The sequence below is a fragment of the Streptomyces sp. MS191 genome, from assembly GCF_008042125.1.
In the GTDB taxonomy this organism is placed as follows: Bacteria; Actinomycetota; Actinomycetes; order Streptomycetales; family Streptomycetaceae; genus Streptomyces.
Window position 1 is genome coordinate 763,408 of sequence record NZ_RDBI01000040.1, and the last position, 13,056, is coordinate 776,463.

Below are 13,056 nucleotides of genomic sequence, written 5' to 3' on the forward strand. Positions count from 1 at the left end.
GGCGTGGACGTGCGGGAAGGCGCCGGTGAGCCGTGCCGTGTGGCGGTGGTCGGGGTAGCCGTGCAGCAGCACGAGGTCGGTACCGAGCCCGGCGGTGCGGGCGGCGAAGCCGGCGAGGGCGGCCGGGTCCCCCGTCCCGGCGTGGAGCTGGAGGGGCTTTCCGGTGGCCACGGCGATCCACAGCAGATGGCGCAGCAGGACGGGGTCGTCGAGCCGGCCTCCCGCCGGGCGGCACGCCAGCCAGCGTCCGGCGGCTCCGCGGACCTCTCCGGGCCCGGGCGGCTCGGTCGCGTACGCGAGGCCGCGGCGCACCGCCGCGTCGGAGCCGAAGGCGACGGCCGTCGCGGCGGCGCCGTGGACGGCCTCGGCGAGGTTGGCCAGCAGGCCCTCGACGGTTCCCGAGGTGTCGGCGACCTGCTCGGCGAGGGGCTCCAGCCGGACGATCTCGTGGGCCTCGGCCGCGCCCGTGGCGGCGATCTCCGCGGGACCGGTCAGGTCGCCGGGCAGTCCGGTGTCCACCAGGTAGGTGGAGATGCCCGAGGCGCGCAGCAGGCGCCGCCCGGTCTCCAGGACGCCCAGCTCCCGGCGGCGGGCGAGGTAGCGCGCCGGCGGGCAGTGCGGCTCCAGGCCGAGCAGCGGCGGGCACCAGCGGCGCACCGCGAAGCCGGTCTGGGTGTCGAAGAACGTGGTGCCGGGCCCGGGCGGCCCGGCCGCCGGGGCGAGGTGGGCCTCGAAGGTCCCGAGGCCGAGCTCCGTCCGGAGCACGCCGTGGCAGTGCTGGTCCACCAGGCTCGGCGTCTCGATCATTCGGGGGCTCCCTGTGTGGACGTGCTTCCACACGTCCTAACGGGTGAGCCCCGCGCGAGGTTGTTGCCTGGGACGACCGGCCTTACCGGTTGGCGGGGCCGCCGATCTGGATCCCGGCCATCCGGGTCCACTCGTACGGGCCGGTGACGACCTTGGCGGCGAACTCGCCGTCGAACTCGTCGTGCAGCGTGAGACCGGCCTTCTCGGCCGCCTGCTGGGCGACGGGGTACGAGGGGGCCACCAGGTCGCCCCAGCCGCCGTCCTCGCCCACGAGGACGATCCGGGTGCCCATCTGGCCGATGTAGGCGAGCTGCCCCTCGGCGCCGCCGTGCTTCTTGGAGAACGCCTGGATCTGCTGGGCGAGCTTGGCCGCCTTGCGCTCTGCCTGCTTGGTGTCTGCCATGGAAATGATGCTACCGAGCGGTAGATCCACTGGCGACGGCCGGGGCGTGTGGGGTGTCCCACGCGCCCCGGCCGTTGTCCCGGGTCCTGGAGGAGGGGTCGCGGCGCGACCGCGTCCGCTACCTCAGGAAGGGGTCCACCGCGACCGCCACGAAGAGCAGCGAGACATAGGTGATGGACCAGTGGAAGAGGCGCATCTCCTTGAGCTTGGCGCCGGTCGCGCCGGCCTTGGCGCGGTTCAGCAGGCCGTGGGCCTCCCAGAGCCACCAGCCGCCGGTCAGCAGCGCCACGGCGGTGTAGAACCAGCCGGTGTAGCCGAGCGGGGTCAGCAGCAGCGAGACGGCGACCATCACCCAGCTGTACGCCACGATCTGCCGGGCGACGACCTTGTTGGACGCCAGGACCGGGAGCATGGGGACACCGGCGCGCGCGTAGTCGTCCTTCACCTTCATCGACAGCGGCCAGTAGTGCGGCGGCGTCCAGAAGAAGATGACGAGGAAGAGGATGACGGCGGCCCAGGACATCGAGTTCGTGACCGCGGACCAGCCGATGAGCACGGGCAGGCAGCCGGCGATGCCGCCCCAGACGATGTTCTGGGTGGTGCGCCGCTTGAGGATCATCGTGTAGACGACGACGTAGAAGAGGAGCGCACCGAGCGAGAGCGCGGCGGAGAGCCAGTTGACCAGCAGGCCGAACCACAGGGTCGAGACCACAGCGAGGGTGAGGCCGAAGACCAGGCCCTCGCGCGGGGTGAGGACACCGGTGACCAGGGGACGCTGGGAGGTGCGGTCCATCAGCGCGTCGATGTCGCGGTCGATGTACATGTTCAGCGCGTTGGCGCCGCCCGCGGACAGGTAGCCGCCGAAGCAGGTGGCGAGCACCAGCCACAGGTCCGGCACGCCCTGCTCGGCGAGGAACATCACCGGGACGGTGGTGATGAGCAGCAGCTCGATGATCCGCGGCTTGGTCAGCGCCACGAATGCCTTGACGCGAGCCCCGAACGGCCGATGGCCCCCCGGGCTGGGAGTCAAGACGACCCCTGCGGGTCGGGACTCGACGGCCGTCACGCACACCCCTGACAGAGAAATTTCCCAGCAAGCTCCCCGTGAGGACGGGGTGAAGACTTGCGCGTACCACGCCACTCTAGACGTTGCCCAGACGCCGATCTTCGCGGGGGTGGGGTCGTGTTGAGGGGGCTTGTCCCGAGGCGTGGACAAGCCTTCGGGAGGCGAACGGGCACAGTCGGCGGCAGTCTGGCCCTGTCCGCTCATTTGAGGGGCCTGCAGCCGAAAAGAGGGCGTTCCTTCGGGGGTAGGCTCGACACCGCCGGTACACCCTCAGTCACCGGCCTGTAGACCATGTGGAGAGGAGCCCTGACCCAGGGTGAGCACTAAGCCGACCACCACAGACCTCGAGTGGACCGAGTTGGACCAGCGGGCCGTAGACACCGCCCGCATCCTGGCCGCGGACGCCGTACAGAAGGTCGGCAACGGCCATCCCGGTACGGCCATGAGCCTCGCGCCCGCCGCGTACACCCTCTTCCAGAAGGTGATGCGCCACGATCCGGCCGAGCCGGAATGGGTCGGGCGCGACCGCTTCGTGCTGTCCGCCGGCCACTCGTCCCTGACCCTGTACACCCAGCTGTTCCTGGGTGGCTTCGGTCTCGAGCTGGACGACCTCAAGGCCTTCCGCACCTGGGGTTCGAAGACCCCGGGCCACCCGGAGTACGGCCACACCGCGGGCGTGGAGACGACGACCGGCCCGCTGGGCCAGGGTGTCGCCAACGCCGTGGGCATGGCGATGGCCGCCCGCTTCGAGCGCGGCCTGTTCGACCCGGAGGCGGCCCCCGGCACCTCCCCGTTCGACCACCGCGTGTACGCGATCGCCGGTGACGGCTGCCTGCAGGAGGGCATCTCCGCCGAGGCGTCCTCGCTGGCCGGCCACCAGAAGCTGGGCAACCTGATCCTGCTGTGGGACGACAACCACATCTCGATCGAGGGCGACACCGAGACGGCCGTGTCCGAGGACACGATGAAGCGGTACGAGGCCTACGGCTGGCACGTCCAGCGGGTCGAGCCGCAGGCCAACGGCGACCTGGACCCGGCCGCGCTGTACGCGGCGATCCGGGCGGCCGAGGCCGAGACGGAGCGTCCGTCCTTCATCGCGATGCGCTCGATCATCGCCTGGCCCGCCCCGAACGCGCAGAACACCGAGGCCGCGCACGGCTCGGCGCTGGGCGACGAGGAGATCGCGGCCACCAAGCGGATCCTCGGCTTCGACCCGGAGCAGGCCTTCGAGGTCGCCGACGAGGTCATCGCCCACACCCGCGCGCTCGGCGACCGCGGCCGCGAGGCCCGCGGCGAGTGGGAGAAGTCCCTGGCCGAGTGGCGCACCGCCAACCCGGGCCGCGCCGCCGAGTTCGACCGGATCCAGGCCAACGAGCTGCCCGGCGGCTGGGAGTCCAAGGTCCCGGTCTTCCAGGCGGGCCAGGGTGTCGCCACCCGCGCCGCGTCCGGCAAGGTCCTGCAGGCGCTGGGCGCGGTCATCCCCGAGCTCTGGGGCGGCTCCGCCGACCTGGCCGGCTCGAACAACACCACGATCGACAAGTCGTCCTCGTTCCTCCCCGTGGGCAACCCGCTGCCGGAGGCCGACCCGTACGGCCGGACCATCCACTTCGGCATCCGCGAGCACTCGATGGCCGCCGAGATGAACGGCATCGCGCTCCACGGCAACACCCGCATCTACGGCGGCACCTTCCTGGTGTTCTCCGACTACATGCGCAACGCGGTGCGACTGTCCGCGCTGATGCACCTGCCGGTCACCTACGTCTGGACCCACGACTCCATCGGTCTGGGCGAGGACGGCCCGACGCACCAGCCGGTCGAGCACCTCGCCTCGCTGCGCGCGATCCCGGGTCTGAACGTCGTGCGCCCGGCGGACGCCAACGAGACCGCGATCGCCTGGCGCGAGATCATGAAGCGGCACACCCGCGTGTTCGGCAAGGGCGCCCCGCACGGCCTCGCGCTGACCCGTCAGGGCGTGCCGACGTACGAGCCCAACGAGGACGCGGCCAAGGGCGGCTACGTCCTGCTCGACGCCGAGGGCGGCGAGCCGCAGGTCGTGCTGATCGGCACCGGCTCCGAGGTGCACCTGGCCGTCGAGGCCCGCGAGCAGCTCCAGGCCGCCGGCGTCCCGACCCGGGTGGTCTCGATGCCGTGCGTGGAGTGGTTCGAGGAGCAGGACCAGGACTACAAGGAGTCCGTCCTGCCGTCGTCGGTCAAGGCCCGTGTGGCGGTCGAGGCCGGTATCGGTCTGACCTGGCACAAGTACGTCGGGGACGCCGGCCGGATCGTGTCGCTGGAGCACTTCGGCGCTTCCGCGGACGCCAAGGTCCTGTTCCGCGAGTTCGGCTTCACGCCCGAGGCGATCGCCGCCGCGGCCCGGGAATCTCTGGCCGCCGCGGCGCGCTGACGCCCATACGTACGACTTAATGGAGATGCAACTCTCATGACAGACGCACTCAAGCGCCTCTCCGACGAAGGCGTCGCGATCTGGCTGGACGACCTCTCGCGCAAGCGGATCACGTCCGGCAACCTGGCCGAGCTCATCGACCAGCAGCACGTGGTCGGTGTCACCACGAACCCGTCCATCTTCCAGAAGGCCATCTCCTCGGGCGACGGGTACGAGCAGCAGCTCGCCGACCTGGCGTCCCGCAAGGTGACCGTGGACGAGGCGATCCGCATGATCACGACGGCTGACGTGAGGGACGCCGCCGACATCCTGCGGCCGGTCTTCGACGCCACCGACGGTCAGGACGGCCGGGTGTCCATCGAGGTCGACCCCCGTCTGGCGCACCACACCACGGCCACGATCGCCGAGGCCAAGCAGCTGGCCTGGCTCGTGGACCGCCCGAACACGCTCATCAAGATCCCGGCCACCAAGGCGGGTCTGCCGGCGATCACCGAGGTCATCGGCCTCGGCATCAGCGTGAACGTGACGCTGATCTTCTCGCTGGAGCGCTACCGCGCGGTCATGGACGCCTACCTGGCCGGTCTGGAGAAGGCCCGCGAGCGCGGCCTGGACCTCTCCAAGATCCACTCCGTGGCGTCGTTCTTCGTCTCCCGGGTGGACTCGGAGATCGACAAGCGTCTGGACGCCATCGGCACGGACGAGGCGGCCTCCCTCAAGGGCAAGGCGGCGCTCGCCAACGCCCGTCTGGCCTACGAGGCGTACGAGGAGGTCTTCTCCTCCGAGCGCTGGGCCGCGCTGGACAAGGCCCAGGGCAACAAGCAGCGTCCGCTGTGGGCCTCGACCGGCGTCAAGGACCCCGCGTACAAGGACACCCTGTACGTGGTGGACCTGGTGGCGCCCGGCACGGTGAACACCATGCCGGAGGCCACGATGGAGGCCACCGCCGACCACGGCGAGGTCGCCGGCGACACCGTGCGCGGCACGTACGAGCAGTCCCGCGCCGAGCTGGACGCCGTCGAGAAGCTCGGCATCTCGTACGACGACGTGGTACAGCTGCTGGAAGACGAGGGCGTCGAGAAGTTCGAGGCGTCCTGGAACGACCTGCTCAAGTCCACCGAGGCGGAGCTCCAGCGCCTCGCACCTTCGGAGGCGTAACACCTTGAGCGCAGTCCACGGAGCCAACCCGCTCCGTGACGCCGCAGACCGACGGCTCCCGCGTATCGCGGGGCCGTCGGGTCTGGTGATCTTCGGTGTCACGGGCGATTTGTCCCGTAAGAAGCTGATGCCTGCCGTCTACGACCTCGCCAACCGCGGCCTGCTGCCGCCGGGCTTCTCGCTGATCGGCTTCGCCCGCCGCGAATGGCAGGACGAGGACTTCGCGCAGGAGGTCCACGACGCCGTCGAGCAGCACGCGCGCACACCGTTCCGCGAGGAGGTGTGGCAGCAGCTGATCCAGGGGATGCGCTTCGTCCAGGGCGACTTCGACGACGACGACGCCTTCGACCAGCTGAAGAACACCATCGAGGAGCTGGACAAGGCGCAGGGCACCGGAGGCAACTTCGCCTTCTACCTGTCCGTGCCGCCGAAGTTCTTCCCCAAGGTCGTCCAGCAGCTGAAGAAGCACGGCCTGGCCGACCAGAAGGACGGCTCCTGGCGCCGCGCGGTCATCGAGAAGCCCTTCGGGCACGACCTGGCCTCCGCCAAGGAGCTCAACGAGGTCGTCCACGAGGTCTTCCCGCCGAACGAGGTCTTCCGGATCGACCACTACCTCGGCAAGGAGACCGTCCAGAACATCCTGGCGCTCCGCTTCGCCAACACCCTCTTCGAGCCGATCTGGAACCGGTCCTACGTCGACCACGTCCAGATCACCATGGCCGAGGACATCGGCATCGGCGGCCGTGCCGGCTACTACGACGGCATCGGCGCCGCCCGTGACGTCATCCAGAACCACCTGCTCCAGCTCCTCGCGCTGACCGCGATGGAGGAGCCCGCGGCCTTCGACCCGGACGCGCTCGCGGCCGAGAAGACCAAGGTGCTCGGCGCGGTGCGGCTGCCGAAGGACCTGGGCGCCAGCACCGTGCGCGGCCAGTACGCGGCCGGGTGGCAGGGCGGCGCGCAGGCCGTCGGCTACCTCCAGGAAGACGGCATCGACCCCAAGTCGAAGACCGACACCTTCGCGGCCATCAAGCTGGAGATCGACAACCGCCGCTGGGCGGGCGTCCCCTTCTATCTCCGGACCGGCAAGCGCCTCGGCCGCCGCGTCACCGAGATCGCGGTCGTCTTCCAGCGCGCCCCGCACTCCCCCTTCGACCAGACCGCGACGGAGGAGCTGGGCCAGAACGCCCTGGTCATCCGGGTCCAGCCGGACGAGGGCGTGACCATGCGGTTCGGCTCCAAGGTGCCGGGCACCTCGATGGAGGTCCGGGACGTGTCGATGGACTTCGCCTACGGCGAGTCCTTCACGGAGTCCAGCCCCGAGGCGTACGAGCGGCTCATCCTCGACGTCCTGCTCGGCGACTCGAACCTGTTCCCGCGGCTCGAGGAGGTCGAGCTGTCCTGGAAGATCCTCGACCCGATCGAGCAGTACTGGGACAAGCACGGCAAGCCCGCGCAGTACCAGTCCGGGACCTGGGGTCCGGTCGAGGCGGACGAAATGCTCGCACGAGACGGACGGAGCTGGCGGCGGCCATGAAGACCGACCTGACGGACACCACGTCCAGCAAGATCAACAAGGCGCTGGTGCTCGGGCGGCGGGCCATCGGCACGCCGGCTGTCGGCATGGTGCTCACCCTCGTCATCGTCACCGACGAGGAGAACGCCTACGACGCGTTGAAGGCCGCCAACGACGCGTCCCGCGAGCACCCCTCGCGGACGCTGGTGGTCATCAAGCGGGTCTCGCGCTCGCCGCGCGACCGGGCCAAGGCACGGCTCGACGCCGAGGTCCGCCTCGGCGCCGACGCCAGCACCGGCGAAACGGTTGTCCTGCGGCTGTACGGCGAGGTCGTCGACCACGCCCAGTCGGTGGTCCTGCCGCTGCTGCTGCCGGACGCGCCCGTCGTCGTCTGGTGGGCGGTCAACGCGCCGGCCGACCCGGCGAACGACCCGCTGGGCGCGCMCGCCCAGCGCCGGGTCACCGACACCTACGCCGCCGAGCAGCCGATCCACGAGCTGACCGGGCGCGCGGAGACCTACACCCCGGGCGACACGGACCTCGCGTGGACCCGGATCACCCCGTGGCGTTCGATGCTGGCCGCCGCGCTCGACCAGGTCGCCTGCGAGGTCACCTCGGCCGAGGTGGAGGGCGAGGAGTACAACCCGAGCGTGGAGCTGCTGGCCATGTGGCTGGCGGACCGGCTGAAGGTCCCGGTGCGCCGGTCCGCGTCGGCGGGTCCCGGTCTCACCTCCGTACGGCTGGCGACCAGCCGCGGCCCGATCGTGCTCGACCGGCCCGACGGCTCGCTGGCGACGCTCTCCATCCAGGGGCAGCCGGACCGTGCCGTGGCGCTCAAGCGCCGCGAGACGGCCGAGCTGATCGCTGAGGAGCTGCGGCGCCTCGATCCGGACGACACCTACGCCTCGGCGCTGCGCTACGGGGTCGACCGGCTGGACGAGGTGGCCGGCAAGACGGCTCCCGCCCAGGACCCCGAGGCCGCCGCGGATCCGGCTCCGGCCCCCGCGGCGAAGAAGGCGCCGGCCAAGAAGGCGGCGGCCAAGTGAGCGCTCCGCAGCTGGTGGTCCACCGGGACAAGGAGCTGATGGCCCAGGCCGCGGCGGCCCGGCTGATCACCCGGATCGTGGACGCCCAGGCCGCGCGCGGCTCGGCGTCCGTGGTCCTGACGGGCGGGCGCAACGGCAACGGGCTGCTCGCGGCCCTCGGCACGGCGCCCGCCCGGGACGCGGTCGACTGGTCGCGGCTCGACCTCTGGTGGGGCGACGAGCGGTTCCTGCCGGACGGGCATCCCGACCGGAACGTCACGCAGGCCCGCGAGGCCCTGCTGGACGCCGTACCGCTGGATCCGGCCCGGGTGCACGCGATGCCCGCCTCGGACGGTCCGTCCGGCGGCGACGTCGACGCCGCCGCCGAGGCGTACGCGGCCGAACTGGCCGCGGCGGCGGGTCCGGAGCACTACCGGCCCGTGGAGGGCGGCGCGCCCGTCGCCGTCCCGGCCTTCGACGTGCTGATGCTGGGCGTCGGTCCGGACACCCATGTGGCCTCGCTGTTCCCGGAGCTTCCGGCGGTGCGCGAGACCGAGCGGACGGTCGTGGGTGTGCGGGGCGCCCCGAAGCCCCCGCCGGTCCGTGTCTCGCTGACCCTGCCGGCGATCCGCGCCGCGCGGGAGGTCTGGCTGCTCGCGGCGGGCGAGGACAAGGCGAAGGCGGCGGCCATGGCGCTGTCGGGGGCGGGCGAGGTCCAGGCCCCGGCGGCGGGCGCCTACGGGCGCTCGCGCACCCTCTGGCTGCTCGACGCCGCGGCGGCCTCCGGGCTTCCGCGCGACCTGTACCCGCCGGCCTCGGCCTGACGGAGATTCAGGAAGGCCCGGTCCACCCGTCGGTGGGCCGGGCCTTCGTCGTCGGCACGGGCTCCAGGAACGGGGCGAGGACGCCCGGGACCGCCTCGGCGGCGAAGGCGAGCCCCTCGCTCTCGTCGGCGTCGATCACGGCGTAGGCCCCGTCGCCCGCGGCGGTCGTGGCGGTCAGGGTGAGGAGGCCCGCGCGTCGCTGGAAGTACGTCTGCCGCACCGTCCAGCCGATGACACCGTCCCGCTGGAGGGCGACGGTGCCGCGGCGCAGGGTTCCCGAACGGGTCACCAGGTAGGCCCCGCTGATGCCGTGTCCGAGACCGCGGTACGCGTCGAGCGCGAGCAGCACACCTCCGGGGAGCGCCACGAGCAGCCAGCCCGCGGCGGCGTACGGCAGCACGTCGGTGAGCGGCCCGCCGAGCACGCCGGGCAGCCCCAGGACCGCGGCCGGGACGAGCGCGCCCCACAGGGCCCGGCGCAGCCGCCGCGTGCGGGCGGCCCGCGGGTGCGCGGTGAGCGGTCGGCCGGTGGGGGCCTCGGGCTCCTTCAGCACCTGCGCCGCGACCCGGTCGGCGACCGCCCGGGGCACGGGCGGCAGCAGGGTCCTGTGCTCGGCGTGCCGGTCCTCGTCGTCGTGGGCGAGGCCGGTGGCGACGGCGTCGACGCGTGCGGCGCGGAGCATCCGCACGCCCAGCGGCTCGACCAGTTCGACGCCCCGCAGGCGCCGCTCCTCGATGGAGATCGAGCGGGTGGTGAACAGTCCGCGGCGCACCCGCAGGGTGCCTCCCGGCTCGCGCTCCAGCCGGTGGTTCCACCACATCTCGATCCACAGGCCGAGCGCGCCGACCGTACCGGCGAGGGTGGCGAGCAGGACGAGCACGCCGAGCGTCCAGGCGATCGGGGTGTCCCGGAAGCGCCGCCCTGCCCACTCGACGACCTCGGCCTGGACGCCGAACCACTCGCTGACCTGCATCAGGCCGCCGGCCGCGGCGGCGCCGAGGAGCGGGACGACGAAGGAGACCGGCGCGTAGCGGATCCAGCGCGGGTCGAGGGTCGCCAGCGTGCCGTCGTGGCGGTGGTCGGCGGCGGCGGAGCGGACGGTGTGGGCGAGGAGTTCGCGGCGGAGCCGTTCGCCCTCGGCCCGGGTGACCGGGTCCAGTTCGAGGGTGGAGTCGCCGCCCGTGGTGCTCTCCCCGGTGCCGATGCGGACCTGGACCAGGCCGAGGACACGCAGCAGCGGGTGGGCGGTGAGGTCGACGCTGCGGATGCGTTCACGGGCCAGCGAGCGGCGCTTGACCAGCAGGAGTCCGGAGTGGAGCTCGGCGCGCTCGGCGCCGACGCGGTACCGGGTGCGGCGCCAGCGGACGTAGTCGGCGGCCGAGCCGCCGGCGACGAGCAGCGCGCCGCCGGCCAGGACCCAGCCGACCGCCTGCCACAGCGGCATGGAGGCGGCCAGGCCGAGTACGGCGGGCAGCGCGCCGCCGGCGGTGACGCCGGTGACGACGGCGGCGGTCACCAGGACCGTACGGCGGTCCAGCCGCCGCCACTCGGCGCCGTCCGGTGCGGTGTCCTGGCCGACGCCCTCGTCGAGCGCGGTCACGTGGCGTCCCCGGGGGTGTCCCGGGTGATGCGGGTGAGGCGTTCACCGAGTTCGGCGGCGAGTTCGTGGTCGAGACCCCCGATCCGCAGCGCGCCCTTGGCGGAGGCGGTGGTCACCGTCACCGTGGCGAGCCGGAAGACCTGCTCCAGCGGCCCGCGCACGGTGTCGACGGTCTGGATCCGGGACATGGGGGCGATCCGCCATTCCTGCCGGAAGGCCCCCGTACGGACGTAGACGGCGTCGTCGGTGACCTCCCAGCGATGGACCGCGAACCACCAGCGGGGGAAGAACGCGGTGCCCGCCAGGCCGAGCACCGCCAGGATCCCGGCCCCGAGCAGGAGCCAGGACCTGGCGGGCCCGATCGAGGCGGCCAGGGCCACCAGGACCGCCACGGGCGCGGCGGTCGCCAGGAGGCACCGGGTGCGCCACCAGGCGACGGCCCGCCGGTTCAGGGTGTTGCGTGGCGGCCGCAGCCGTATCGCGCCGGGTACCGCGTCCTCCCCCGTCGTCATCGGACTACCGGCCGCGCAGCGACCGGTAGGCGGCGACGAGCGCGGCGGTGGAGCCGTCGAGCTGCTCGACGCCCTCGCCCTCGGTCAGCACCGGCTCGATCCGCTTGGCGAGGACCTTGCCGAGCTCGACGCCCCACTGGTCGAAGGAGTCGATGTTCCAGACCGCGCCCTGGACGAACACCTTGTGCTCGTACAGCGCGACGAGCTGGCCGAGGACGAAGGGGGTGAGCGCCTTCGCCAGGACGGTGGTCGTGGGGTGGTTGCCGCGGAAGGTCTTGTGCGGCACCAGCTCCTCGGGCACGCCCTCGGCCCTGACCTCCTCGGGCGTCTTGCCGAAGGCCAGTGCCTGGGTCTGGGCGAAGAAGTTGGCCATCAGCAGGTCGTGCTGGGCGACGAGGCCCGGCAGCAGGTCGGCGACCGGCTCCGCGAAGCCGATGAAGTCGGCCGGGATGAGCTTGGTGCCCTGGTGGATCAACTGGTAGTACGCGTGCTGCCCGTTGGTGCCGGGGGTGCCCCAGACCACCGGACCCGTCTGCCAGTCGACCGGCCGGCCGTCGCGGTCCACGGACTTGCCGTTGGACTCCATGTCGAGCTGCTGGAGGTACGCGGTGAACTTCGACAGGTAGTGCGAGTAGGGCAGGACGGCGTGCGACTGGGCGTCGAAGAAGGCGCCGTACCAGACCCCGAGCAGGCCGAGCAGCAGCGGCACGTTCTCCTCGGCGGGGGCGGTGCGGAAGTGCTCGTCGACGAGGTGGAAGCCGTCGAGCATCTCGCGGAAGCGGTCCGGGCCGATGGCGATCATCAGGGACAGGCCGATGGCCGAGTCGTACGAGTAGCGTCCGCCGACCCAGTCCCAGAACTCGAACATGTTGGCCGTGTCGATGCCGAAGTCCTCGACCTTCTCGGCGTTGGTCGACAGGGCCACGAAGTGGCGTGCGACGGCCTCCTGGCCGGCCTGCAGACCGGTGAGCAGCCAGTTCCTGGCGGAGGTCGCGTTGGTGATCGTCTCGATGGTGGTGAAGGTCTTCGAGGCGACGATGAAGAGGGTCTCGGCCGGGTCGAGGTCGCGGACGGCCTCGTGGAGGTCGGCGCCGTCGACGTTGGAGACGAAACGGAAGGTCAGGTCCCGCTGTGTGAAGGAGCGCAGGACCTCGTAGGCCATGGCGGGACCGAGGTCGGAGCCGCCGATGCCGATGTTGACGACGTTCCTGATCGGACGGCCGGTGTGGCCGGTCCACTCGCCCGCCCGCACCTTGTCGGCGAACGCGGCCATCTTGTCCAGCACGGCGTGCACGTCGGGGACGACGTTCTCGCCGTCGACCTCGATCACCGCTCCGCGCGGGGCGCGCAGCGCGGTGTGCAGGACGGCGCGGTCCTCGGTGGTGTTGATCTTCTCGCCGCGGAACATGGCGTCGCGGAGCTCGGCGACCCCCGTCGCGACGGCCAACTCGCGCAGCAGCGCGAGCGTCTCGTCGGTCACCAGGTTCTTCGAGTAGTCCAGATACAGGTCGCCGACCCGCAGGGTGTACGCGCCCCCGCGCTCGGGGTCGGCCGCGAACAGGTCGCGCAGATGGGTGTCGCCCAGCTGCTCACGGTGCTTGCCGAGGGCGGCCCACTCCGGCGTCTGGTTGAGCCTGGTACGGCCTTCGGTCTTCATCTCGGACATCGCCCACTTCTTCTCTTGCTCTGCTGCCCCGCTGCCCGTCCAACCTAGTTGATCGGGACGGCCGACGAGGCGACGGCG

11 protein-coding genes are annotated in these 13,056 nt (G+C 71.9%); 5 read left to right on the forward strand and 6 right to left on the reverse strand.

Features of this window, described 5'->3' with window-relative positions; translation table 11 throughout:
• The 3 genes from EAO71_RS37600 to EAO71_RS10455 form a co-directional block, all read right to left on the reverse strand.
• Window positions 1–807: amidohydrolase (locus EAO71_RS37600; RefSeq protein WP_187282629.1), on the reverse strand; the 807-nt coding region annotated here is incomplete at its 3' end.
• 82 nt (window positions 808–889) lie between these two features.
• Window positions 890–1,210, reverse strand: coding sequence for a hypothetical protein (locus EAO71_RS10450; RefSeq protein WP_147977470.1), 321 nt, complete (start codon window positions 1,208–1,210; stop codon window positions 890–892).
• Between the two features lie 118 nt (window positions 1,211–1,328).
• Window positions 1,329–2,276, reverse strand: a complete 948-nt coding sequence (locus tag EAO71_RS10455; protein WP_147977471.1) for a heme o synthase — start codon at window positions 2,274–2,276, stop codon at window positions 1,329–1,331.
• Window positions 2,277–2,592: 316 nt separating this feature from the next.
• On the opposite strand from EAO71_RS10455, the gene tkt reads away from it, so the two are divergent.
• From tkt to pgl, 5 genes are read left to right on the forward strand one after another with little or no spacing between them, the layout of a single operon-like run.
• A complete protein-coding gene (gene tkt, locus EAO71_RS10460) occupies window positions 2,593–4,680 on the forward strand; it encodes a transketolase (RefSeq protein WP_147977472.1) in 2,088 nt (695 codons plus the stop codon).
• Window positions 4,681–4,716: 36 nt separating this feature from the next.
• Window positions 4,717–5,835, forward strand: a complete 1,119-nt coding sequence (gene tal / locus EAO71_RS10465) for a transaldolase (RefSeq protein WP_147977473.1) — start codon at window positions 4,717–4,719, stop codon at window positions 5,833–5,835.
• 4 nt (window positions 5,836–5,839) lie between these two features.
• Window positions 5,840–7,372, forward strand: a complete 1,533-nt coding sequence (gene zwf, locus EAO71_RS10470) for a glucose-6-phosphate dehydrogenase (RefSeq protein WP_147977474.1) — start codon at window positions 5,840–5,842, stop codon at window positions 7,370–7,372.
• Entirely contained in the window at window positions 7,369–8,397 is a 1,029-nt protein-coding gene (opcA, locus tag EAO71_RS10475; RefSeq protein ID WP_147977475.1) for a glucose-6-phosphate dehydrogenase assembly protein OpcA, read from the forward strand. Before zwf ends, opcA begins: the two co-directional genes overlap by 4 nt.
• Entirely contained in the window at window positions 8,394–9,200 is an 807-nt protein-coding gene (pgl, locus tag EAO71_RS10480) for a 6-phosphogluconolactonase (protein WP_147977476.1), read from the forward strand. Before opcA ends, pgl begins: the two co-directional genes overlap by 4 nt.
• Window positions 9,201–9,207: 7 nt before the next feature.
• On the opposite strand, the gene EAO71_RS10485 is transcribed toward pgl, so the two are convergent.
• From EAO71_RS10485 to pgi, 3 genes are read right to left on the reverse strand one after another with little or no spacing between them, the layout of a single operon-like run.
• Complete coding sequence (locus EAO71_RS10485; protein ID WP_147977477.1) at window positions 9,208–10,800, reverse strand: PH domain-containing protein; 1,593 nt, start codon at window positions 10,798–10,800, stop codon at window positions 9,208–9,210.
• Entirely contained in the window at window positions 10,797–11,312 is a 516-nt protein-coding gene (locus tag EAO71_RS10490) for a PH domain-containing protein (RefSeq protein WP_147977478.1), read from the reverse strand. The genes EAO71_RS10485 and EAO71_RS10490 overlap by 4 nt, the downstream gene beginning before the upstream one ends.
• A 4-nt stretch (window positions 11,313–11,316) precedes the next feature.
• Window positions 11,317–12,978: a glucose-6-phosphate isomerase gene (gene pgi, locus EAO71_RS10495; protein ID WP_410093959.1), complete on the reverse strand. Its 1,662-nt coding sequence runs from the start codon at window positions 12,976–12,978 to the stop codon at window positions 11,317–11,319.
• Between the last annotated feature and the right edge of the window lie 78 nt (window positions 12,979–13,056).